The 25,580-nt window shown below is 34.1% G+C and carries 23 protein-coding genes; 4 read left to right on the forward strand and 19 right to left on the reverse strand.

All coding sequences use genetic code 11. The features are described 5' to 3' along the window. Window positions 1-7: 7 nt before the first annotated feature. Genes DWY01_RS08255 through sufC form a run of 3 tightly spaced genes read right to left on the reverse strand, consistent with a single transcriptional unit; the run spans window position 8 to window position 2,817 of the window. Window positions 8-1,249 carry an aminotransferase class V-fold PLP-dependent enzyme gene (locus tag DWY01_RS08255; protein ID WP_117995668.1) on the reverse strand — a complete coding sequence of 414 codons (1,242 nt, stop codon included), beginning with the start codon at window positions 1,247-1,249 and terminating at the stop codon, window positions 8-10. Next, complete coding sequence (locus DWY01_RS08260; RefSeq protein ID WP_117995669.1) at window positions 1,236-2,009, reverse strand: SufD family Fe-S cluster assembly protein; 774 nt, start codon at window positions 2,007-2,009, stop codon at window positions 1,236-1,238. The genes DWY01_RS08255 and DWY01_RS08260 overlap by 14 nt, the downstream gene beginning before the upstream one ends. Then, a complete protein-coding gene (gene sufC / locus DWY01_RS08265) occupies window positions 2,002-2,817 on the reverse strand; it encodes a Fe-S cluster assembly ATPase SufC (RefSeq protein WP_117995670.1) in 816 nt (271 codons plus the stop codon). Before sufC ends, DWY01_RS08260 begins: the two co-directional genes overlap by 8 nt. 132 nt (window positions 2,818-2,949) lie before the next feature. On the opposite strand from sufC, the gene DWY01_RS08270 reads away from it, so the two are divergent. Beyond that, complete coding sequence (locus tag DWY01_RS08270) at window positions 2,950-3,993, forward strand: peptidylprolyl isomerase (protein ID WP_117995671.1); 1,044 nt, start codon at window positions 2,950-2,952, stop codon at window positions 3,991-3,993. Further along, complete coding sequence (locus DWY01_RS08275) at window positions 3,993-4,892, forward strand: hypothetical protein (protein WP_117995672.1); 900 nt, start codon at window positions 3,993-3,995, stop codon at window positions 4,890-4,892. Before DWY01_RS08270 ends, DWY01_RS08275 begins: the two co-directional genes overlap by 1 nt. Window positions 4,893-4,914: 22 nt before the next feature. Here DWY01_RS08275 and DWY01_RS08280 read toward each other — a convergent pair whose 3' ends face one another. The 14 genes from DWY01_RS08280 to DWY01_RS08345 form a co-directional block, all read right to left on the reverse strand. Beyond that, window positions 4,915-5,187 (reverse strand): DUF4176 domain-containing protein, encoded by a 273-nt coding sequence (locus DWY01_RS08280; RefSeq protein WP_117995673.1) that lies wholly within the window; start codon window positions 5,185-5,187, stop codon window positions 4,915-4,917. An 11-nt stretch (window positions 5,188-5,198) separates the two neighbouring features. Next, window positions 5,199-5,993 carry a hypothetical protein gene (locus DWY01_RS08285; protein ID WP_117995674.1) on the reverse strand — a complete coding sequence of 265 codons (795 nt, stop codon included), beginning with the start codon at window positions 5,991-5,993 and terminating at the stop codon, window positions 5,199-5,201. Then, on the reverse strand, window positions 5,980-6,102 hold the full coding sequence (locus DWY01_RS11900) for a hypothetical protein (RefSeq protein ID WP_256372088.1): 123 nt from the start codon (window positions 6,100-6,102) through the stop codon (window positions 5,980-5,982). The genes DWY01_RS08285 and DWY01_RS11900 overlap by 14 nt, the downstream gene beginning before the upstream one ends. Window positions 6,103-6,145: 43 nt before the next feature. Next, window positions 6,146-6,430, reverse strand: coding sequence for a WXG100 family type VII secretion target (locus DWY01_RS08290; protein ID WP_117995675.1), 285 nt, complete (start codon window positions 6,428-6,430; stop codon window positions 6,146-6,148). Between the two features lie 11 nt (window positions 6,431-6,441). Then, window positions 6,442-6,735 (reverse strand): WXG100 family type VII secretion target, encoded by a 294-nt coding sequence (locus DWY01_RS08295; RefSeq protein WP_117995676.1) that lies wholly within the window; start codon window positions 6,733-6,735, stop codon window positions 6,442-6,444. Between the two features lie 204 nt (window positions 6,736-6,939). Next, window positions 6,940-10,134: an FHA domain-containing protein gene (locus tag DWY01_RS08305; RefSeq protein ID WP_117995678.1), complete on the reverse strand. Its 3,195-nt coding sequence runs from the start codon at window positions 10,132-10,134 to the stop codon at window positions 6,940-6,942. Continuing rightward, window positions 10,131-11,894: a hypothetical protein gene (locus tag DWY01_RS08310; protein ID WP_147332180.1), complete on the reverse strand. Its 1,764-nt coding sequence runs from the start codon at window positions 11,892-11,894 to the stop codon at window positions 10,131-10,133. Before DWY01_RS08310 ends, DWY01_RS08305 begins: the two co-directional genes overlap by 4 nt. Then, complete coding sequence (locus DWY01_RS08315; protein ID WP_158553688.1) at window positions 11,891-13,228, reverse strand: phosphotransferase; 1,338 nt, start codon at window positions 13,226-13,228, stop codon at window positions 11,891-11,893. The genes DWY01_RS08310 and DWY01_RS08315 overlap by 4 nt, the downstream gene beginning before the upstream one ends. After that, window positions 13,212-14,165, reverse strand: coding sequence for an FHA domain-containing protein (locus tag DWY01_RS08320; RefSeq protein ID WP_117995681.1), 954 nt, complete (start codon window positions 14,163-14,165; stop codon window positions 13,212-13,214). The genes DWY01_RS08315 and DWY01_RS08320 overlap by 17 nt, the downstream gene beginning before the upstream one ends. A 578-nt stretch (window positions 14,166-14,743) precedes the next feature. Then, the gene (locus DWY01_RS08325) at window positions 14,744-16,048 is read right to left on the reverse strand and encodes a hypothetical protein (protein ID WP_117995682.1); all 1,305 of its coding nucleotides are present in this window, start codon (window positions 16,046-16,048) and stop codon (window positions 14,744-14,746) included. A gap of 8 nt (window positions 16,049-16,056) precedes the next feature. Further along, a complete protein-coding gene (epsC, locus tag DWY01_RS08330; RefSeq protein ID WP_117995683.1) occupies window positions 16,057-16,596 on the reverse strand; it encodes a serine O-acetyltransferase EpsC in 540 nt (179 codons plus the stop codon). A 44-nt stretch (window positions 16,597-16,640) separates the two neighbouring features. Beyond that, entirely contained in the window at window positions 16,641-17,375 is a 735-nt protein-coding gene (locus DWY01_RS08335; protein WP_117995684.1) for an NAD-dependent protein deacylase, read from the reverse strand. Window positions 17,376-17,434: 59 nt separating this feature from the next. Further along, window positions 17,435-19,987, reverse strand: a complete 2,553-nt coding sequence (locus DWY01_RS08340; RefSeq protein ID WP_117995685.1) for an ATP-dependent Clp protease ATP-binding subunit — start codon at window positions 19,985-19,987, stop codon at window positions 17,435-17,437. A gap of 122 nt (window positions 19,988-20,109) precedes the next feature. Then, a complete protein-coding gene (locus DWY01_RS08345; protein WP_117995686.1) occupies window positions 20,110-20,778 on the reverse strand; it encodes a transaldolase family protein in 669 nt (222 codons plus the stop codon). Between the two features lie 140 nt (window positions 20,779-20,918). Here DWY01_RS08345 and DWY01_RS08350 point away from each other — a divergent pair, with 140 nt between their 5' ends. After that, window positions 20,919-21,662, forward strand: a complete 744-nt coding sequence (locus DWY01_RS08350) for a DeoR/GlpR family DNA-binding transcription regulator (RefSeq protein WP_117995687.1) — start codon at window positions 20,919-20,921, stop codon at window positions 21,660-21,662. Window positions 21,663-21,677: 15 nt separating this feature from the next. Here the strand turns inward: DWY01_RS08350 and nagA are convergent, their stop codons facing one another. Continuing rightward, on the reverse strand, window positions 21,678-22,817 hold the full coding sequence (nagA, locus tag DWY01_RS08355) for an N-acetylglucosamine-6-phosphate deacetylase (RefSeq protein WP_117995688.1): 1,140 nt from the start codon (window positions 22,815-22,817) through the stop codon (window positions 21,678-21,680). Window positions 22,818-22,973: 156 nt separating this feature from the next. Here nagA and DWY01_RS08360 point away from each other — a divergent pair, with 156 nt between their 5' ends. Next, window positions 22,974-24,161 (forward strand): FprA family A-type flavoprotein, encoded by a 1,188-nt coding sequence (locus tag DWY01_RS08360; protein ID WP_117995689.1) that lies wholly within the window; start codon window positions 22,974-22,976, stop codon window positions 24,159-24,161. 32 nt (window positions 24,162-24,193) lie between these two features. Here DWY01_RS08360 and DWY01_RS08365 read toward each other — a convergent pair whose 3' ends face one another. Continuing rightward, entirely contained in the window at window positions 24,194-25,489 is a 1,296-nt protein-coding gene (locus tag DWY01_RS08365; protein WP_243001994.1) for an RsmB/NOP family class I SAM-dependent RNA methyltransferase, read from the reverse strand. Between the last annotated feature and the right edge of the window lie 91 nt (window positions 25,490-25,580).

Raw genomic sequence — 25,580 nt, forward strand, 5'->3', positions numbered from 1 at the left:
TTCCTTCCTAAAAGAAAATGCTGACACAGTTTTCAACTGTAGCACTCTTTAAAGCATCAATCAATTGATCGACCTCTTCTTTTGTGTTGTACAAATAAAAGCTTGCACGACAAGTCCCCGGAGTCTTCAATACTTCCGGAAGTAATTTAGCACAATGCTGTCCTGAACGAACGGCAATTCCAAACGTATTTAAATAACTAGCAACATCTTGGGCAAAGATCATCTGATCTTTATCCTTCACATTAAATGTTACAATTCCACTCTTTGCGTTTTCATTATATACAACAATATTTTCTAAGGCTTTTGCCTTTTCTAAGAAATATTCCTTTAATTCAACTTCATGAGCATGGATATTCGCTTTACCTACCGCATCCAAATAATCCATGGCAGCCGCCATACCAATAACACCTTCAATGGGTTGTGTACCTGATTCAAACTTTAATGGCGTTTCCTTTAAAGTCAATGAACATGATTTATCAAATCTGGCATTACTTTCGCCACCATAAAAAATAGGTTCTAGCTGATCCAACCATTTTTTCTTGCCATATAAAGCCCCTACACCTGTAGGACCACACATTTTATGAGCACTGAACGCATAGAAATCACAATCTAGATCCTGCACATCAATATCAAGATGTGGTGTACTTTGTGCTCCATCAATCACCAATAAAATGCCTCTTTCATGACAAATTTTGGCAATTTCCTTAACTGGAGCCACAAAGCCTAATACATTCGATACCATCGCAATGGCTACAACTTTAACTTTATCCGTTAAAACACGTTCAAAGTTTTCAACGGTAATTTTTCCTTCTTCATCCAAAGGAATATAATCAATCTTTGTTCCCTTTTTCTTACCAGCCTGCATCCAAGGTAAAATACTTGATGCATGCTCACTTTCATCGCTTAAAATGACATCGCCTTCATGTAAAAGCTGATCTGTTACCATCATCGCAACTAGATTCAAGCCTTCACTCGAACCAGATGTAAACACGATTTCTTCTTTATATTTCGCATTTAAAAACTTTTGTGTACGAGCCCTAGCCCCTTCAAAAGCAGCATCGACCTGCGCACTCATTTCATAATCACCACGATGCGCATTAGCACCAAGGTATGTATAATAGTTCACTACAGCATCAATTACTGGTTGTGGTTTTAATGTCGTAGCTCCATTATCTAAATATACTAAAGGCTTATTGGACATTGTACGTGTTAAAATTGGGAAATCTTTACGTATTTTACTGATGTCCATATAATCCAACCTTACTTTCCATTTCCTGGCGAAGATTTTCTTTTAATTCTTCATCCTCTACCATATCTATAACTGGCAAGAAATATCCAACACTCAACAAGCCAACAGCTTGTTTCGTGCTAAGGCCACGAGATTGTAAATAGTATAGCTGATCCGCATCTGGCTGACCTATTGTTAGGGCGTGGCTTGCCTTTACATCGTTTTCATCAATCAATAATAATGGAATAACCTTCGTCTTATGTCCTTGGCCTAAGGTTAAAACGCGCGTTGCCTGATGAGACTGAGCATCAAAGCAACCTTTTTTAATATTTCCATCGGCTACCATCTGATATTGTCCATAATCAAACAAAACAGCAAAATTTTTCATTTGACCATTTGTATGAGGGGCATTATGACGGACTTCCATATCGCAAACCTTTTCAATATGTTCCTGACATAATTGACCACTCAAAATTTCATATTCTGCACCCTCTTCTTGCAAATCTACAAAGTGATTCCATTTTAGAGGGCTTTTTTCTAAGTCCAAGACACCCATTTGGCAAGAAGCATCTTGTTTGAGTACCATATTAATATTTAATTCGCATGCACTTTCAGCATGATTTAAAACAAAGAGTTTTGAAAAAGAATTCTCTAAACATTCAACAACCAAGTCTAGCTTTGTACAATCTTTATTTAATTCAATTAAATAGGATTTATTTTCATGACTCTGAATTTGAATGTGAAGTTCTTCATTATTATGAACATCTACGCGATTAAGCATATTTTTTTGCTCCACAAGAACCTAAAGAAATAGGTTGTTTATCTTCCTCTTTATTAGCGGTTACGTGGTACTCTTTTTCAATCCATTCATATCCTTCTTGATCTACTTTTTCAACAAGGCTTGCATCTCCAGATACTACAATTTGTCCATCCATTAATACGTGGGCATGTGTTGGTTGTAAATATTCATAGAAACGAGCATAGTGAGATACAATCAATAAACCAAGATTTGTTTGTTCCTGACATTGGTTGATTGCATCTGAAACAATGCGTAATGCATCTACATCTAAACCAGAGTCGATCTCATCTAACATCGCAATTGCTGGCTTTAACATCATCATTTGAACGATTTCATTACGTTTCTTTTCTCCACCACTAAATCCATCATTTAAGAAACGATGTGCCAAATCTGGCTTCATTTCTAATTGTTCAATGGCTTTATCCATTTCTTTGATGAATTTAAATAAGGAAATAGGTTTTTCTAAACGTGCATTCATTGCACTTCTTAAGAAGTCAGAGTTTGTAACACCAGAAACAACACTAGGATATTGCATACCTAAGAAAAGTCCAGCTTTACTTCTTTCATCGACTGACATCTGTAGTACATCTTTACCATCTAGAGTAATTGAACCAGATGTAACTGTATATTTTGGGTTTCCCATGATCGCAGCAAGCAATGTAGACTTACCATTTCCATTAGGTCCCATTAGGGCATGGCGTTCACCGGATTTAACAGTTAAACTCAACCCTTTTAAAATTTCTTTATTCTCCACGGATACATGAAGATCCTTAATGACCAAATCTGCCATATCTTATACCTCTTTTCACTGAAATATAATACCAAATAATTATTAAAATCTCAATTAATACATCTCGGCGGTTCATTGCAATTTAAAAAGATATCTCGTATAATTGAAAAGACATTCTCAAGGAGGTAAATTATGTCTGATTTTTTACGAAATAACTGGTTTGTCGTCTTAATCGCCGTTATCATTATCGGATTTATTGGATATTTCATTTATGATACGAATAAAGATAATGTTTCCGCTAAAACTTCAAATAATGAACAAGTTGTAGCATCTATTGATGGAGATGACATTACCGCAAAAGATTTATATGATGAATCCACACCATATGATGGATCAACAATCTATAACATGTACAAAAATGCCGTTATCGATCAATCTATCGAAACCACAAAAGATTTAAAAAAACAGGCTAATACATTAGAATCTACAATTAAACAAAATGCATCTAGCCAAAGTGATGATTATGAATCCACACTTACTTCTGAACTTGCCAAATATGGTTATTCTTCATTTGAGGATTTAAACAAATATTGTTTAACAAGTACTAAAGAAAAAGAAATGAACAAGCGTTATATCACAAAACATTTTGATGATTTAAAGGCAGCATGGGAAGCAAAAAGCCCAAGAACAGTTTCTATTATTAAAATGGATGTTTCAGATGCCGATAATTTATCTGAAACTGAATCAAAAAAGAAAAACAATATTGACAAGGCTTTAGCTAAGGAAAGCTTTGCAGATGTTGCCAAAGCATTCTCCGAAGATTCAAATACTGCAAATAAAAAAGGCTTTGCCGGATACATTGATTCAGATTCAGCAAGCTCTTCAAGTTCTTCAAACTCTTCAGGTTCTTCTAGCTCAACAGTTCCTGCTGATGTTGTTACAGCAGCTATTTCACTAAAGAAAGGTGAAACAAGTGACTGGATCACAGTAACAAGTTCAAGCGGCACAAGTTTATATAAGGTATACGTAAACCAAACAGATTCAAAGAAAATCTTCAATGCGAAAAGCGATACCGTTTCCAACCAAGCATTATATGCAGTTTTAAACAGTGATTCTAAATTAGCGAACACAATTCTTGAATCTTATGCTAAAAAATTAGATATCAAATTTAACGATAAGAGCACAAAGAAAAAATTTGATAGCTACGTAAAATCTACTTTCGGAGGTGATCAATAATGAAAAAGACACCTATACTATTGGTATGCGCTGCCATGATGTTAACTGGATGCTCTGGTGCAACTGCATCTATTTCTGATAAAGATAAAGCCATCATGACTATTGGTGATACAACATACACTAAAGGCGATGAATATGATCTATTGAAAATTTCAACAGGTACAGATTTAACTATGGAACTTGTAAAACAGTCAATCTATAAAAAAGAGGTCAAAGTGACAAAGGCTATGAAGAAAAAAGCCCAAGAACAAATCGACAACTATAAAGAAAATATGACTGGTTTTGAAGACCAAATCAAATCTTTAGGCTATAACAGTACAGAAGCCTATATGAACAAGGTTCTTATTCCAAGTCTTCAAGCAAGTGAATTAACTGAAAAATATTTTACCGATGCCAAAAAAGACATCCAAAAAACATATAAGCCAAGTAAAGCTCGCATCATTCAATGTGAAAATAAAGCAACAGCTAAAAAAGCATTGAAAGCTTTAAAGAGTGGGACAGATCCAGAAGAAGTAGCTCAACAATATATGGTTGATTCTGCAAAATATTCTGGAAAAGAAACATTGGTAACAACAAAGACAACAGATGTATCAACTCGTTTGATCAACAAATTGGCAAAGACAAAAAAAGCTGGTGTTATTGACGAAGTCTTTACAAATGAAAGTAGCGGAAATACCTATGCTTATGTTGCCGTATTAGTATCCAATACATACAAAGATATTAAAGATGAAGTGTATACTTCATTAAGCAGTGATGATGATATCACAAAAGCATGCCTTGTTTATTATTTAAAGAAATACAATTTTGAAGTACATGACCAAGATGTATTCAATAATTTAAAGACAAACAATCCTGAATATTTAGTTTCAAGACCCGATCTTGCAAAATCAGACGACTAAGTAAAAGCCATTAGACAAAAGTCTAATGGCCTATTTTTTTCATCATTTCATCCAATTCAAAACGAAAATTAAACTCTTCAATATCCTGTAAACCAATATAGAACAAACAATCTATATTCTCATGATCAAATACATAACATCGATCCTTGTCCATATACCCCTCCGGCCATAGACATCCTGCATAATCATATATTTTCTGCGTATTTACATTTTGTTGAAGACGCCCGATAATCATTAATTTCTTCGTTCCCTCTTTTAAAGTGACAACACTTCCTATAGGTAATAAATCCTTCATTCATACTCCTTTTAATAACTAACATTGATTTTAAAGCCCAGCCCCGCAATAAAGCCAAGCTTTGAACCGATTTCCCATTCCCGACTTGAAAATCGATACGAAAGATTTGCCTCTGCACTACCAATACTTCCTTGAGCTGTTAAGGTCACCTTTGCTCCCATCACACTGAATACACAGCGCGTCTCACCTTTTAAAGCAGCCACACCTACACCCGCTTCAAAAGACTGTTCCTTTTTTGATAAAACAGCTTTACATGTCGCATATGCCACACCGACCTGCCCTGTAGCTCTAGCACTCGCATATATCTTCGCATTGCCAACACGTGCATTGACGGTAGAAGATAATAAGGCAAGACTTGCTTCTGAGCTCAACACAACACGAGGATCAAACTTCTTCTTTTTCCATATTCTTGCACTGATACTCGATTTAAAATTCCCATCCAATATTGTTGCGTTGACACCTACATTAAAATACTTCTTATTAAAATTCTTATTCCATTCCTTAAACGAAGCCTTGTAGCCTATTGATGCATAAGAATAACGACTCTGTTTTGTGAGCTGTGAAATTAAATTTAAATTCGCATACTTTGTAAAATGCTTTTTTCCAGGTTGTAGTTGCACCTGCTTATTTTCTGTAGACTCAATTAAAGTCGCACTCTTAGTTAGATAGTTTGCGATATCCATAATTTCTTTTGAGATGCGGTATTGCCTATCATTCAATGTAGGAATATTAAAGGTTAAACTTCGTGAAGCCAATGCCTTATATTCATTGCTCAAGGTTTTACAAGCTACACTATCTGCTTTCACAAGCCTGTATTTCCTGTATTTGAATCTGAATCAAATATAGGATTCGATTCACTTTTTGATTTACATAGACAAATTCTTCATTTGAGACAACACTTTTCGTACGATTCAAAAGTACATTCAAATCATTCATTAACGAATTATAAAAATACACCTTATTCATGAGACATTAAGCATTGTTCGTTTTCCTGATATAGATTTGCGGTTTGATGTAGATAGGTAGAAAAACGAGCCAGTGTATCTAAATACGACATCATCGCCGGATTTAACGTTTGAAATTCTTCCATAAAATGCTTTGATGCAGGTGATTGCCATATTGATTCAACATAATACATTCTAGATTCGATTTCATTAAAGACTGTACGAATTTCATTCGCATACGCATCTACCTGCTTTGAATATGCCATTACATCTTCACTTGATATTTGAATTTGTGCCATACAATTTCCTCCTACAACAATAATTTGGCTTGTGCTACACGATCCTGTTGAAGCTGTTCATACACAGAAGCCGTTTGTTTTAAAACATTACTGTATTCTAAAATAATTTGAAACATTTCATTTAAAGCAGGACGAAACTCTTCTAATTGATTCTGAAAAGCCAAATGATCCACTCCCTGCCAAATGCTTTGCATCTGCTCAACCTTTTTATATAAGTTTAAAATCAAATCATTATAGTCCTCCGCTTTATTTTTTACATACACACTTGCTTGATAGACCTCTGAATAATCCACTGAAATTTTCATAATTACCTCCCATAAATTAAGATATCGCTATGTGCGATATGATTTTGTTTAAATGTTAAATCCAAATCTATAAAGCACTTTGCGCTATAGTTAAACACATATCGCACTTTATAGTCTAAAAACTCATCAAAAAATTCTTGTACTACATACGACAAAGAAACATAAACCATCTTTGTCTTTGTTAAAGAAAGATATATACCAACCTCATTCACAGATACCCACTCCTTCATTTTGATCTTTAAAAAAGACCATCTTAAAGCTCTCATAGGGAAGCTTTCGCTTCAGCATATATCCATATTCCTTCAGGCCATAGCCAACCCATAAGATTTGTGACGCATAGAGTGTCTTTTGAAATGCATCTTGATTTAATAACTTTATATCAACCCGAATAAAATAGACATCACTCTTTGTTTGCCAGTCTGAACTCCTTTTTAAATATTGAAATCGATCTTCTAAGCTTTTAATAACATCCTCATATTCCATATAAAGAACAAATAATTTCTTATTTTCATCAAAATAAACTGGCATATCCCTTCGACAATCAAAACCTATACAATTTTTTTCTAAAACAAAAGTGAGATTTCCATGTTTTCTTCTCTTTAAATTCTTCACTTTTTCTTTTCGATACATACACTCTACATACGTATTGTCATCTAATGTTAAATTTATGAAAGAAGGAAGATGAAAAGTGTCAAAAAATATTCGTTTTTCATCTAAGCTATCAACATCAAATGCATACTTTTTATGAATCCACTTTAGATTTGTATTTTCATTGTTTGTGAAGACAAATGCCATCACGTTTTCATTCAATAATGAAAGATCTAGATTTTCATCCTCAAAAATCAAACAAATCCCTTTCTCAATCTGACTGAAATATCTAGGTTTTAAAAAACTAGCATTCACAAACGCATCCCATTTATCAGTTCCATATACATAAATTGGTTCATTTTCAAAATAAGATATCAAACTACATACAACATCCTCCTTCTTTGAATAAATTAATTGAATAGGTTCAAATACTATTTCCTTCTGACTTTGAATAAAAGGAAGATCTAAGATTCCCCAAACATCCTTAGGCATTTCTTTTGGTAAAATCACCCATTCTCTTGTTTCATGCAATGCACAAATTTGTTCTTTCAAAACATCCATCACCCGTATACCCAAATGCCTGTTCGACTTCAATATTTCTTTTTTGAAGTTGATTTCTCGCCATGATTTTTCAGATGTACTTTTTTGTAAGTAAAAGCTTCGACAAGCTTGATACTCATTTTTGGTCTGCAAAATCATATCTCCTGGATTTTTTAAATGATATGCCATTTCATTCTGAAGAATTTCTCGACTATCCTGCACACTGCTCACATGAAAACAGGCCTTCCATGTCGTATTTGCCCAAACTTGGTCATCAACGATTCCATTCGGTTTTTGTGTCGAAAGAACTAAATGGATTCCTAAAGATCTTCCAATTCGTGCAATTTCCTGCAGCTGTGACATAAATTGTGGATAACGCATTTTTAACTGTGCAAACTCATCCACAAAAATCCATAAATGAGAAAGTGATTTGACCTTGTTATAGTCATAAATATCGGATACCTTCTCCTTTAAAAACAATCTTTGCCTTTTCTCCAGCTCATAATTCATGCTTTGAAAAAAACGTTCCATCGATTGGCTATCAAGATTTGTCACAATACCAGCACAATGGGCAAACTCATAGAATGGCTGTCCAAAAGCTCCCCCTTTAAAATCAATTAGAATATATTGAAATTGATTTGGTGTGTTATGCCATATCAGCATCATTAAAAGAAAGCTAATAAATTCGCTTTTTCCAAAACCTGTCATACCTGCCACTAAGCCATGCGGTCCATAGTTTTGAAAATCCATATATACAATTTGTTTCTTTTCATCCATACCCACTGGAATATTCATTACATATTGATCTGTACGACAAACACCCTCTTTAATCAGTTGTTCATAAAAATCTGTAACCTCTGGCATCAACAGATATCGTTTTCTTTTCATGCTTAATTCATGTGCATACATTGTTTGAATATGATAGTCATAATGAAAGGATGGTTCGTCTTTTCCAACGTAAATCAAACAATAATATGCATCTTGCATACTTTTAGGATCAAAACTCACAACAATTGTATCCTTATCTGTTTTTTCATGAATCGCACAAAAAGGGTTTAGAAAGATTTCCTCCATATGCTCAAATTCCTGTGGCCATACCCATTTACGACGGCTTTTTGAATACCAAAGATAATTTTCAAATAACGTAATACTATCTTTCACATTTCCTTCTATCCAGCAAACTTGATTTTGTTTGAGGAAAACAGGCCATAAAATAGGCTGTTTCAACGTTTGAATCAATTGATTTCTTTTTTGAACCAAATCATTAAATACATATTCATAGTTCACTTCCCGAAAACTAACTTCACACCAGTTTGCCTCTATACACCCTACATACACAGAATCCTTCGTTTCATGTTTATACGTATTTATATACTTATACAAATATTCCTGTACTTCTTTTTCTAATTCAATTTTTTCCTTACGTCCTTTCAAAGATATCTCAGCCAAATATGTATCATACATTGCTAAGCTTTTCTGATTCTCTTTTAACGCAAGCTTATATTGATAGTTACGATTGTATAAGCCATAAACCATAAAAGCTAAAGACATTGTGATAGAGCTAATCAAACTCGTACATATTGTTTGTAGCGTCTGCTTTTGAAAATAGCCAATCAATAAAGAAGATATAAATCCGGATCCTGCAATCATAAAGGAGGGTCCTACTGCACTAAAAAGGCTTTGTTTTACAGGCATATGCATAATCTGCGGCATCTGCACATCGTATCTTTTTATGTTTGGCATTTCTAGCCTAAGATTTGTCGCAAAATATGTAGTTTCATCCCTATGAATATGCATCGTATCATATGGATTATCCACCATATCCAGTACAATATACGTTTCAAAATACAACATACGAATATTCGCAAAAACAATTTCATCCTGAACAGAAAGCTTGTAGCTAGATACCTTCTTTGAATTTACATAGGTTCCATTTAAGCTTTCAAAATCCTTTAAAACCCCATTTTCAATCATAAAATGATATCGTGATACACCCTTTGCGCACAATTGAATATCACACGAAGGACTTCTTCCGACTGTGATATTTCCCTGTATTGGAAAATGACATAATATACTTTCTTTTTCTTCTAAATAAAATAAAGTGTCATTGATAACACAGGATTCATTCCCTCTCAAATATTTTTTACTATGTGAATTGAAAATACATAAACCATATTTGTACTGTTCAAAATTAAAATCGTGATAAGAGCTCAACGCATCAACATCTTGCCATTCACAATGATTCTGTGTGTATATCCAAAGCTTGATCATAATTTAAATAAGCATCGAATTTTCATCCAGAATTTTTGTACAAAGCTCATTCTCACAATTCTATTTCGCACTTCTTCTTTCTTTAGAATGGCTGACTCATTGACATTGTTTATAGCCTTTACTTCAATTTTTGTCTTACGCTTCTTCAAAGATATTTCGACAAAGTCATGTCCCATCACATCCTTATCAATATGTACCTTCTTTCCATTCACTAATACATAATCTAGCTTTTCCTTTACCCAAATCTGCACCTTATTCTTTTTACGAGTATAGTGAATCACCGGCTTAGAAGCTTTTTGAACCCTTTGTTTGTTTTCCTTTAGAACAACCTCGTTATGATCATTTACAATCCAGATTCGTTCAAATTCTACAATTTCATCGGTTTCCATTTTTTGTTCACTTTTAGAAACCATTTCCACTTCTTTTTCTGGAACAAACACAAATTCATACTGCTTTTTTTCAAGATTGAATAATGCATCCGTTGTGAATGTGATTACCTTTAATACATCGTCTTTCTTCATACGATTAAAGATTTTTTCGACATCCATATTCATACGTTCATCATTTAAATAGTATTCAACTCGCATTGATGCATCCAAATCACCCAATACATAATTTATATTTGGAATTTTTTTAATTTCCATACGATTCTGTACAGGTTCATTATCTATATATAAATTTGAAACAGGTGCCTTTCGATCAATACGAACACGTACCTCATCCCTTGCTTCATGTCCGAAAGCGTCCTTTACATAGGCATGAACGTTGTAAATCAAATCCTGATTATCCATGGCAGATAAAATAAAGGTTTGACTAATTGGGTAACGACGTGTTTCACCATTTAATTCAATTTCAATATAGCCACTCTCCATATAAGGAGCGCCCATTGTTACGTTGACGGCAACATCTTTATTGCTGAGCTGTGTAGAGGTCTGTAAGGAAATAACAGGCTTAATATTGGAATAAAAGACTATTCCATCCAATTTCTTTTTAAATTGCGGATATTCCTTATGCTCCACCACAAAGGTATATTGACCATTCTTTGATAAATCAAGTAATGCGTGATCTGTATTTTCAAGATCTAAAGAATAGTAATATTTTGAATCACAATAAACGTGCAGACGATATGGCTGCGTACACATTGAATTAAGTTTCAACTCAAAGTGATTGTCCTTGGTATAAATAGTTTTGTGAAGGGTAGATTCAGGATATACAATAGGTAGTATTGCCATCCTTCTTTCAACTTCATTCCCCGCAATATCCTTACAGATTATTTTTAATTCCCTATTTTCTTTATGAACATTTACATCAAATTCTAATCCTTCAACCTCTACTTCTTTGTCATCTACATATACATGTATTTCTTCCATGTTTTCTTCTAAGATTTGTGCATGTACAATTTCATCCTTTTCTAAAGGCAATGTATCCAAAAGCGTTTGATTCTTCACCTTAAGAATAATATCCGGCATTGTCGTATCTAAAAGAATTGTCTTTTCTCCTTCCTGCAAGGCATAACCATCTACATCTTTTAATATATAAACCAGTTGGGTGATTCCCTCCTTTTGTATATCAATAAATGTATGTTCCTGAGTTAAATCAACTTCTTTTCCATCATAGATAACTAAACTAGAATCGCGATCTACTTTTTCATGAAAAAACAATTCAACACTACCCGATGTAGAGGCCACTCCATTGATAAATGTTTCCGTTTCCTGCCAATAAATAAAATCTGTATACTCTACATCTTGCATCCACATCATAAGCTCCTCCAAAATGCATATAAATCATTCCAACGCTTGCCTTTAAGGTTATCAATAAATATTTCTGGAACTTCCATAATCTCACTCTCCTTATTTTTTAATAAAAGTAAATATTCTAAGTAATTACACCCTAGATTTTCAAACGCATCTGTATACTTCAATAATTGTTCGACATTTACATTTTCAATAAAGTCATTGACTAAATTCAAGGAAATCTTAAATTCCTCATGTAAGGCAATCTGAAGACATTGATTCATCATTTCCAATTTATCCTGCAATAATAATGAGCTCGTATTAATTTCTTTTATGCATTGATCAATTCTTTTAGCGTCGGACTTTAAATACACCAACGCAAAAGCCTGTATCTCAGAAAATGATTTTAAGTTCACTCTGTCATATATATAACGAATTATTGTCGCATCTTGTGTTTTGAATGCCTCCTTTATTAAAAATAAAGATGCTTGTTCATTTGTATACACCTCATCTAAAATCCAATCATTCGAAATCCAAGTATATAAGCGATCCTCTGAATTGGATTCTTGATACGCTTTTTCAAACAATTCACTTTTATGGTGATTATAGTATGCATCAAACGTTGACGTAGTACTTGTACCTTTTGTGAAGAAGAAGACAGACAGAATACATATTGAAAGGACAAGTAAAATTCGTATTAAAATATGTAGAATAAGTAAAAATTTAAAAGTCGATATTTTCGAGATTCTTCTTTCTTGTCTTTGATGACATAAGAAGATAATGAAAAACATGGATAAACCAAATAATTCTTTCAAAAGTGAACCCAATGCATAGATATCACATCGAATATCCTTTTCATTAAGTGTCAACAATTCAGGTGCACAATTCGATTGTGAAGCCATCACCGCAACATGTGCATGATTTTCTATACATGCATTAAAATCAATCAAATAGAAATGTTTTTGATAAACTATGATATTTTCAAGCTTCAAATCAATATAAAGATAGCCAATTTTATGTAGAGCATTTAAAACATCTAAAATATCGCATAATAAAGTATATTTCTTTACAAAACCCTTATAGCTTTGTTTCCAAACCCTTGCGTTTGTACCTGGAATATAAGTTTCTACAAAATATTGTGTTGTTTCATCTTCAAAACAAGTAATCAACCGAGGTGCATGAAAGGAATTTAATTTTGAAAGTACATCTATTTCTGTTTTAAACTGATGTTTATAGCGTTGTGTTTCATATTCTGGACATACTTTTAAAATATAAGTACAAGTACTTTGCGTATCTATGACGCGATATACATTGGAATTATAAACTTCTAAAATTTCATATGTACTATTCTTTAAATTCACAGACAATATCACCAAACTGTACTTGCATACCATCCTTTAATCGCATCTTACGCTTGACCTCTTTTCCATTCAGATAGGTTTTGTTCGTGCTTTTTAAATCCTGAATGTAGTATCTTTCATTTTCACAAACAATTTTGGCATGCTTTAAAGATACACTCGCATCCTGAAAACGAACATCGCATACCATAGCACGTCCCACAATATTGATTTCATTGCATAATGCATACTCTTCTTTATTCCAAATTAAGCTAGCCTTAAAAGCTACATGCACTTGTAAAAGCTGTGTCTTTTCTTCCTGAACAGATTCAACAGACTTGTCTTTATGAAAAGCTTGTATAGGCTCTTTAACTTTAAATGTCTGCATCCTTTTATTTCTAAAAAGTGAGAATTTTTTCGGATAATATATCGTCCTTATATTATCTAAACCTAAGACAAGATTGGGTAAACTAAATTCAGCACTCTTTAAAAACTTCAACAGAAAACCCGGTATTTCAAAGGCCGTCGTTGTCTGCATTGTTTTTGCGATATACTCGACCCATTTTTCAGACATATCTTTTTGAAACATCCAGTTTGAAACCTGTATAGGAATCACGACAAATGCAAACTTATCTCCATATGGAGTCACAAATACGTAATCTGGATCAAATAAAACAGGCTTGTTTCGATTGGATGCGATTGCTTGTTCAAATAGCTGATGTAAAAAAACATATCCTTCTTCTTTCTCAAAAACGTATTGACTAAGAAAATCATCTAAAGGAATATAGCCTTCTGTGGCATACACCATGGATGCAGTTTTTTCATTTGTCAGCATACAAGGCAGGCAAAAATCATCGTTTGATAGTCTTTCAAAAATGGATAAATCAAGTAGTCTAGGATCTTTAAGATGAATATACAAGTGGTTCTCATCTCTACAATCTTGTTCAATCCATTCGGACATCTCATCACCTCCATATACTTAAACGTTTTTTTAAGAGGTTTTTCTAATAAATATGCATTATTTTTTTGATTTTTTACACTTTTTTGACTAAAATGAAACAATGATGAAATTTATAACTTATATTCACGTTTATTTAATTCAAACACTGCTGAATGCTCTTCCCTTCTTATGGATCGATGTGTTTTACGACAACCAAACCTACATTGGAAATCAGCTGCACCACCCTATCTATTTATTCTTATGGGCATGTAGTTCAGCCGTAGGGTTTTATTATTATTCAAAAAAGATTTGGGAAAAATATGATATCTCCTATAACAAAAAAAATCATGCCCTTATTTGTCTAGGCATGATTCTTTCATGTAGTATTCCATATAACGATATTACGCTTTTTAAAGATTTACACGTCTGGCTTTCCATCCTTTTCGTGGCCGCCTTTATCGTAGAATGGTTTCTTTATATTCCTATTGCACTAAATAAAAACTCAACCCTGTTCTTTATCAACATTGGATTGAGCTTTCTGTTTACATTTATGTTTGGCCACATTACAGGCTTTTGTGAAATCTATTTCTCTTTCACCACTAATATTCTATTACATCATTGGATGCTTCAGGATTGATCGCATCGATTTTCTCTAAATAACTTTTTGCCTTTTCAACAAAATACATGCGATTTCCAATTTCAATGACCTTCTCAAAGTACATACGAGCCAATTTATAATCTTCTTCAACAAAGGAAATCAATGCGATATAATAGCATGAATCAACCTGCTGAAATGCAAAGCGCGCTCTTTGAAGCCCCTGCAAATAATATTTTTTACAAGTGTTAAAATCACCATCCATCAAATGAATCTTATTTTCGATAGAAGCCATTTCTTCACTTTGAATCATCACCCCAGCACGACCATAGTTAAGGCGGACACTCTGAGCTTCTTCTTTACAACGATTTAAAGCTTCCTCGTCCTTCAACATGTAATCGATATATGACATTAATGACCAATATTGTAGTGAACTTGCCGCATCTTTTCTAGGGTAACTAATCAATACATCCTGTGCCAATTCTGGATCATTTAAATAAATTAAACATTGTGCTAATAATGTATGCTGCGTTAAACGTGTATGACCTTTTCTATTTGTACTGTAATAAATAATGGCACTTGCACAAGCTTCCGGATTACAATCATCATACAATAGCTTTGTGATTGGAAGCAAAGATACAGCACGATAGCGTAGAACTAAATTAAACGCGAATAAATAGAACATTAATAATACAGCTAAAAGCATAATATTATTTACAACAAATAAAATCACAAATAAGGCAACAATTCCTAACGCATAAATACTTGTCAATTTGCGAACATTTTTACGACAAGATTTAGCTAATTCTTTATATGATTCATCTAATTTATGATGAATTTCATACATACGAACCAGTTCATCATCACTTGAAAAATTAAATTCTCTTCTTTCCTTAGAAATACTTGAGCGTAAGCTTAACATACCATATATACAAACAATAAAAGCAGGAATCACCAAAATCGTACCAATATAAATCATATATTCTGGTAAGAAAAAGATGATACACATGACGATCCACGGACTGATATTAAAGCGAACTGTTAAATATTGACCAATGTAGATCACATTGATAATTCCTGAAATCAAAAGTCCATCACCCATATATAAAATCCACATATTGTTTTGTAGATATTTTAACACTTGATCTATAGCTTGAGTATCCGCACCAGGAAGCGAGCTTAATGAGCTTGAAAAAATATCTGAACTAATATCGATTCCACTACTAAATACAATTACACTTAATCCTACTCCCACCGCAAAAGCTACAATCAATGAGATCAAATGGGATTTACAACGATATTTCCACATACTACCACCTATTTCTTCTCTATAATCCTTGCTGGAATACCTACTGCCGTAGCGTTTTCTGGTACATCCTTTAATACAACCGCATTTGCACCAATACGACAACCCCTTTTTAAGGTAATATTTCCTAAACACTTTGCCCCACAGCCAATATACACACCATCCTCTAAGGTTGGATGTCTTTTAACATGCTGAGCACCTGTTCCACCTAAAGTCACACCATGATAAAGTTGACAATCATCTCCAATAATTGCCGTTTCACCAATGACTACACCCATGCCATGATCGATCATCAATCCACGACCAATTTGAGCACCTGGATGTATTTCAATTCCTGTCCAATGTCTAGCTCGATTACTTAACCAACGCGCAATGAAAGTATGGTTACGTTTCCAGAACCAATGTGCAATTCTATGAATTCCAATGGCTTTAATATGTGGATATAACCAAAAAACCTCCCATTTGGAGTGTGCAGCTGGGTCAAGCTGCATTGTTCTATCTATGTTATATATTGCATTCTTAATAAAAGATCTATCTGAAAATCTCGACATGATAAAATTTTAGTTTATTTGTAGTCAAATTTCAAGTTTCATGTTTATTTCACATAAACTTCACATAGTGAATCATCTAAAACCTTACCAATTGAATCATGAATAACTAAATCTGCCCTTGAATCCTTACTTGTACTTTCCTTATTAATCAACACCAAATGCTTCCCATTAAAACAATCAATCAAAGCTGCCGCTGGATATACAACTAAGCTTGTGCCTCCCACAATCAACAAATCGGCTTGTTTAATCGCATGAGCAGCTGAATATAAAGTATATTCATCTAAACCTTCTTCATACAATACGACATCTGGTTTAATGATGGCCCCACATTTTGGACATCTAGGAATACCATCACTATCCCTATATTTCATCATATCCTCTAAAGAATACTTTGCTTGACAATGTGTACATGTATTTCTTAAAACACTTCCATGTAATTCATATACACATTTCGATCCTGCAAGCTGATGCAAACCATCAATATTCTGTGTTACAATCGCTTTTAACTTACCCATCTCTTCTAGCTTTGCCAAAGCCAAATGTGCTTTATTCGGTTTTGCGTCCGGATAAATCATTTGATTAAAATAAAACTCAAAGAATTCCTTTGGATGGCTTAAATAAAAGCTATGCGACAACATAACCTCTGCAGGATATGGATATTTCTTTTTGTACAATCCATTATCACTACGAAAATCCGGTATATTACTTTCTGTCGATACACCAGCCCCTCCAAAAAATACAATATTGTTACTTTCTTGAATCCAATCTTTTAAAGACATACTATCACTTCCTCTCTCTATTATACGCCTAAACACAAAAAGAAAGGAAGATAATTGAATTATCTTCCCTGAATATCAAATGTATATTCACCATTCTTGCAGTCTACATTGATAATGTCACCCTGCATTGCACCTGTCTTAATCATTTCCTTGGCAATCTGCGTTTCTAGATTTCTTTGAATATACCGCTTCATAGGACGTGCACCATAGACAGGATCAACACCCATTTTGGCAATCTGATTATATACTTCATCACTAACATTTAAAGTGATGTCACGTTGAGCCAATCGGTTTTGTAACAAGCCAACAAACTTATGAGCAATCTTAATAAAGGCAGCATCATCTAACGCATTAAATACGATAATTTCATCGATACGGTTGATGAATTCAGGCTTGAAATGACGCTTAACTTCTTCCATATACTTCTCATGAATATCACCTGACTCGAAAGCATATTGACTACCTAAATTCGATGTTAAAATAATAATTGTATTCTTGAAATCAACAGTTACACCTTTTGAATCGGTAATACGACCATCATCCAAAATTTGAAGTAAAACATTGAATACATCTGGATGTGCTTTTTCAATCTCATCAAATAAGACAATACTATATGGATTACGACGAACAGCTTCGGTTAACTGACCACCTTCATCATATCCAACATATCCAGGAGGCGCACCAATTAAACGTGCCACACTGTGTTTTTCCATATATTCAGACATATCAATACGGACAATGTGTCTTTCATCATCAAATAATTGTTCCGCTAAAGCCTTGGCAACCTCTGTTTTACCAACACCAGTTGGACCTAAGAACATAAAGGATCCAATTGGACGATTCTCATCCTGAATCTGTGCTTTCGAACGCAAGATTGCATCGGTAACAAGCTCAAGAGCCTCCTCTTGTCCAACAACACGTTTTTCAAGCTCTTCTTTTAAGTTCAACAACTTTTCTCTTTCAGAAGCTACCAAACGCGTTACCTCAACACCAGTCCATCGTGAAACGATCTTTGCGATCAATTCTTCATTCACTGTTTCTTGAATCAAAGCGTCGTCTTTTTGACTTGCCTGCTCTTTTTGAATACGAGCCTCCAATTCAGGAATTGTACCATATTGCAATTTAGCTGCATCTTCGTAACGAGCTTCATTACGTGCCTGCTCTAAATCCAAACGAGCCTTCTCCAAACGTTGTTTGTCTTCTTTTTCATTTGCCAAACCACGCTTTTCATCTTCCCACTTAGAATGCATCTCATCACGTTTTGATTGTAAAGAAGCTAATTCACTTTCAATTTCTTCACGACGCTCAATAGCCCTTTTATCTTCTTCTTTTTGTAGAGATGTTTTTTCAATTTGAAGTTGTAAAATCTTTCGCTGTAATTCATCCAATTCCTGAGGCATACTTTCCATTTCAACCTTTAAAGTTGCACAAGCCTCATCCACCAAATCGATTGCCTTATCTGGCAAGAAACGATCAGTGATATAACGATCCGACATTGTGGCAGCCGCAATTAAAGCTTCATCTAAAATACGAACTCCATGATAGCTTTCAAAACGATCCTTTAAACCACGTAAGATACTAATAGTATCCTCAACACTTGGCTGTGCAACCTGCACCTTCTGGAAACGACGCTCCAATGCAGCATCCTTTTCAATATACTTACGATATTCATTAAACGTAGTAGCACCAATACAATGTAACTCACCACGCGCCAACATAGGCTTCAACAAGTTAGCCGCATCCATACTACCTTCGGTTTTACCAGCACCTACCAAGTTATGAATTTCATCAATAAATAGAATAATTTGTCCATCCGATTTTTTAACTTCATCCAAAATCGATTTTAAACGCTCTTCGAATTCACCACGATACTTCGCACCTGCAATCAAAGAACCCATATCCAATTCAATCAATCGTTTTTCTTTTAAAGATTCAGGCACATCACCCTTCATAATACGCCAAGCAATACCTTCTACAACGGCAGTCTTACCAACACCTGGCTCACCAATCAAAACAGGATTATTCTTTGTCTTACGAGATAAAATCTGCATAACACGACGAATCTCATCGTCACGACCAATAATCGGATCAATCTTTCCATCACGAACATCCTGAACTAGATCACGACCATATTTTTTTAAAGCTTCCACATTCTCTTCTGAATTTGGTGTATCAAATTTCTTTCCATTACGACGCTCTAATTCTGCTTTGTAGCAAGCATCCTTATTCAAGTTAAATGTTCTTACCAATTCTTTTGAAATATAAGAACGATTAAACAATAAAGCTAAGAAAACACTCGCAACAGAAAGATAAGTTTCATCATGCTGACTAGCCCAGTTTTGTGCATCCTCAAAAGATTTTTGAACCTCATTTGATAAATTTATATTACTTGTAGAGCTCTTTGCGACACGATTCGATTCTTGTTGAACCATCTGTAAAGCACGCGCTTTATCCAAGCCAATACGCTCAAACAAGCCATCCAATACATCATCCTTAAAAATCGTCTCTAACATATCCACCGTATCCACACTAGGATGTTGGTTGGATTTAGCCAAATTAATGGCATCCATTAAAATTTTCTGCAAACGCTCAGACATTTGTTCGATATTCATAAATAAGCACCTCCTTGTACTTAGCACTCACTATTTATGATTGCTAATGATAGTATAACACTCTTTTTAGCACTGTCAATACATAAGTGCTAATTTCTTTAAAAATAAAAAAGTAGACTCATCTACTTTTCTAATGTATTACGATTATAAGCTCTTTGCCAGTTGACGCTGAATTCACCAACCGCAATTTTTGTTCCTGGATGATCAATCATTTGATATAAAACATCGCATGGTACGGTTACAGCTTGAATACCAGCCTTAATTAATTCATGAACTTGATATGTATTTTTAAAGCTTGCCGCAATGACTTTTGCAGGCATATTATTTACTTTCAACATTTCAATCAAGTCCTTTACATCCTGAACACCATCTCCATAATTGCACATACGATTTGTATAAGGAGCCAAATATTCAGCACCATTCATTGCTGCCAAGAATGCTTGGTCTGCCGTATAAATTGCAGTAGCTAATGTATGAATACCAAGTTTTTTGCATTCCTTGATTGCTTTTAAACCTTCATGCGTAACCGGAATCTTTACATACATATTCTTATTACGAATTGAAGATACCATCTTAGCCTCTTCCATAATACCTTCAAAAGAAGTCTGTACTGTTTGAATAAACAACAACTGATTTTCACTTAAAACTTCACAAAGATCCTTAATGACATCCATAGCTTCACGACCCGATTTAGTAAGGATTGTAGGATTTGTCGTAACACCCGTAATTGTTAATAATTCGTTTAGTTCTTTGATTTGTTCAATATTTGATGAATCAATAATTAATTCCATGATAGATCCTCCTTAAGTTCATCTGTATCTTAACACTAGATAATTATAGATTCAATATGCTTTTTACATCAAACAAATAATCATAAAAGAACACAATAAAACATGTTTCTTTATGTTCTTTTTTGTGCTTTAATAGAAATATGAACACAATACAACGAAGATATGAAATATATGAGAAACTAAAAAAAGAAAAAACCGTACAAGTCAATGAACTTGCCGAAATGTATTCTGTTTCCTTAATGACAATACGAAGAGATTTAGATTCATTAGAAAATCAAGGCCTTGCCACAAAAAGCTATGGAGGAGCTACTTTAAACGAATCTTTTTCTACGGAACCATCTTTTGAAATTAAAGAAGGTATATCTCAATCCGATAAAAAAGACATTGCGATATACGCAAGCACACTTATTCAAGATGGAGATTCCATCTATTTAGATTGTGGTACAACCTGCCTAGAACTTTTTAAACGAATTCACCATAAAAAAATCACAATATTCACTAATTTTTGGAAGATTCTTCAGTATGTCGATCGTAACACCAAAGCAAAAATCATTATGGCTCCTGGTACCTACAATCCTGTCACACAAGCCGCTTTGTCCGAAAGTACAATTCAATTCTTTAAAAATTATTATATTGATAAAGCCTTCATCTCTGTATTAGGCATAGATTTAGATTTTGGTGCATCTATTCCCAGCATGAGTGATGCCATTGTAAAAAAATCCATTCTTGATTGTTCAAACAAAAAAATCTGTATGGTAGACCACACAAAATTTAACAAGAAATATATGTCAAAAATAGCTAACATTGATAATTTTGACATCATTATCACTGATTCAAAATTAGATAATGATATACAGCATGAAAAAATAAGAAGAGCACATTGAACTGTGCTCTTTATATTAGAATGCTTTTTTACCTTTTACGTAAGTCATTTCAACAGAATAGTCATCATTTAACACAACTAAATCTGCATCTTTTCCTGTTTGGATAGATCCCTTACGATCATCCACATTTAACATACGAGCTGGGTTCAATGTACATGCATTGATAGCTGTTTGCCAAGGAATCATAGCCTTTTCAACTAAGATGCGTAAACCATCATTACAGTGTAATGTTGATCCTGCAAGACCCTTTGTGTCTGTTAAGTGTGCACTTCCATCTGGATACAATTCGATTTCATTTCCACCAAACAATACTTTAGTACCAATAGGCAATCCCTTAACCATTAATGAGTCTGTAATCATGATAGCATGGTCTGGTCCTTTTGCAGTGAAGTAGTCATTTAATGCTTCATAAGTTGAGTGGTTTCCATCACAAATGATTTCTCCATAAACATCTCTATAACGCATAGCTGCACCAACCAACCCTGGTTCACGGTGATGGAATTTAGTCATACCATTAAATACGTGAGTCATTGAGTTTGCACCATTTGCGATTGCTAAACGAGCCTGTTCAAAAGTCGCACCAGAGTGACCTTGACTACATACAATTCCATGAGAACGTAAGAATTTTGTTAATTCAAAATTATCATCATGTTCGCAAGCCATGGTTACAATTTTAATTAAATTATTTGATGCTGCTAAATAACGTTTGAATTGTTCAACATCCGGTTTAACACAATATTGTTCTGGCTGTGCTCCCTTATATACTTGATCCAAATATGGACCTTCAAAGTGAATACCTAAAATTTCAGCACCTTCATAGCCTTCTTCAACGACCTTCGCAACGTTTTTTACGGCGTTTGTCAAGACTTCTTCAGATTGTGTAATTGTTGTTGGAAGAATACCTGTAACACCTTCTTTAACAATGTTCTTCATCCAATTACGAAGACCCTCTTCCTTTGCATCATTTGTATCAAATCCATAAGCACCATGAGTGTGTACATCAATAAATCCAGGAATAATTCTCTTATCTCCATAATCTTCGTCTACATCTTTTTCACCATATGGATAGATATTAACAATTTTTCCTTCCTCTGTTTCAATCTGAGCTGCTAACCAAGTATTCACAACCCATACTCTTTTACTTTGAATAATCATATCGACAATTCCTCCTACAAATCATTATACTCTAATAAAAAGAAAACGATTGCACTTTTTAGTTGACTTTTTATAATTTTTATTCAAAAAATATAAAAAGCATTTTAATAGACATCCATACAAAATAATTTTAAAATAGAAGATGAGGTGGTTAAAATGAAAAGAGCAAAAAAAATTATAGATAATGTTTACTGGGTAGGTGTCAGAGACTTAAATAACCGTCACTTCCATGGTGATTTATACCCAATCGATGAAGGCTGTACATACAATGCATATTTAGTCGTTGATGATGAAGTCACATTATTTGATACAGTCGAAGAAGAGTTTACAGAAGAACTATTGGAAAGAGTCGACTCTGTACTTCAAGGACGTGAAATCGATAATATCATCGTTCAGCATACAGAACCTGATCATTCAGGTGGATTCAAAAAGGTTTATGCCAAGTATCCAAATGCCAAAGTATATGCATCCATTTCTGGAAAGAAGAATATGATCGAACAATATTTTGATCAAGTTCCTTATCAAGTTGTCAAAACAAACGACACAATCAATACCGGAAAATACGATTTTGTTTTTGTGGAGATGCAGATGATCCACTGGCCAGATAATATGTTGACATATTGTCCACAGCTAAAAACAGTATTCTCAAACGATGCCTTTGGACAACACATCGTTAACTTTGGCTTAACAGATGAAGGATTAGACAAAACGTATTGTTTAAAACAAGCAAAAGAATACTTTGCGAATATTGTTTTACCATATACAACACCAGTTCAAGCTAAGTTAAATCTAATTCTAGGTATGAATTTAGATATTGAATACATTATGCCTGCACATGGTATTATTTGGAAAGACTACATTGCCGATATTATTGAAACCTATAAAGATATTGCGGCACAAAAAGCAGAAAACAAAGCTGTTATCGTATATGAATCCGTGTGGAAGCATACGCAACAAATCGCAGAAAGTCTTGCCGAAGGATTTAGTGATGCTGGAATGGATGTGAAAGTCTATAAATTATCTGACACAAAATCAAGCATTGTTATGCGTGAAATAATGGATGCTAAAGTTGTTTGTATCGGATCTGGTACATACAACAATGTCATGGCACCAAGTGTTGCAGCCTTTCTAGAACATATTCGTCCATGTAAATTCAAAAATAAAAAAGGAATGGCCTTCGCCGCTTACGGATGGTTTAATCAAGTTGCCAAGGAAATCGATCAAAGAATGCAACAATCTGGCATTGAATCTTGTCATGAAGTTATCAACCAATGCTACACACCAAGTGATGATCAACTAGAAGATTACTACAATATCGCTAAAGAAATCGCAACTAATTTATAGAAAATGAGCCAGGAGAATTTCTCCTGGCATTTTTAATCTTTATTCACATGTGAGTTTGGCAATAATCGTAATCCTTTGGGAATCTTGTTTTTGATTTGTTTTCCATCACTCTTGCCAAAGCCAAACGGATGTCCCTCATAACAAACAGCTACATAACCTTTTTCACATTCCTTTTGAAGAACTTCACCATGCATGAAACAATCCATTTCATCCAATGTAACATTTACTTTTCTTTTATAGTCAAAATCCGCAACCATATAGAACGAATGACTCGGTTCAAAACGATTTTTAACCACATCTCCCAAATATACGCCTTGACGCAAAACCTTTACCTTTTTAAAATCCACAAAAGGCACATCCATACCATAGACACGCTCTTTATCAATGTAATAATAAGCTGGCAATGAATTTAATTGTTCATTTAAAAACTTTTCGGCTACCTTATCCAATTTTTTTTGCTTTAGTACTGGAAGTTTTCCAATGGATCCATCTTTCTTTTGCAACTTCGCAATAAAATGTCCTTCTCCTCCATCCATTGGAAAGATACGACGGACATTTAAACCCTTAAAACCTTTTCTTCCCCAGCTCACATTTGGATCTAACAACTCCATATCTGCATGCTTTTCTAAAAAGGCTAAAACAACATCTTCATCTTCCTCTAAAGCATAGGTACAAGTTGAATACACAATAGTTCCACCCGGTTTCAACATGGAATAGGCATACTCTAATATTTCTTTTTGTCTAGAAGCACAAAGCTCGATGTTTTCGATACTCCAATTATTGAGAGCAATATCATGTTTCTTGATCATACCCTCACCGCTGCAAGGTGCATCCACTAAAATCTTATCAAAGCAGTTATTAAATATTTTCGCAAGCTTATCCACACTTGTATTGGTAACTGCCATATTTTTTACACCCATACGCTCCATATTCGATAATAAAATCTGAGCTCTTTTCGCATCAATTTCATTAGATACTAAAAAACCCTTCTTTAAATGCGAGGCGATTTGCGTACTCTTACCTCCTGGTGCAGCACATAAATCTAATACATAATCATTCTCTTGCACATCCAAGATTTCTACAGCACTCGAAGCACTTGGCTCTTGTAAATAGAAACAGCCACAAATATGCATTGGATGATTTCCCAAGGGCTTATCCACATAGTAGCTTTCCTTACAAAATTTACTTGGATAATCTAAATAATCAAATTCAGTTAATTTTGCTTTTTTTAAATTTACACGCATACCACGATATAAAGGCTTGGATAACGAATCGATATACGCATCATATTCCTCATTCAATAATTCCTTCATTCGTGAAAAATACATTTCTTGACTCATACACCCTGGTATATTGTAAATGACCCATCTAACCGGTCATCTACAATATACTTCTCCTTTCTTTCAACCTTTAATAACC

The sequence above is a fragment of the Eubacterium sp. AF22-8LB genome (assembly GCF_003458715.1).
Lineage (GTDB): Bacteria > Bacillota_I > Bacilli_A > Erysipelotrichales > Erysipelotrichaceae > Holdemanella.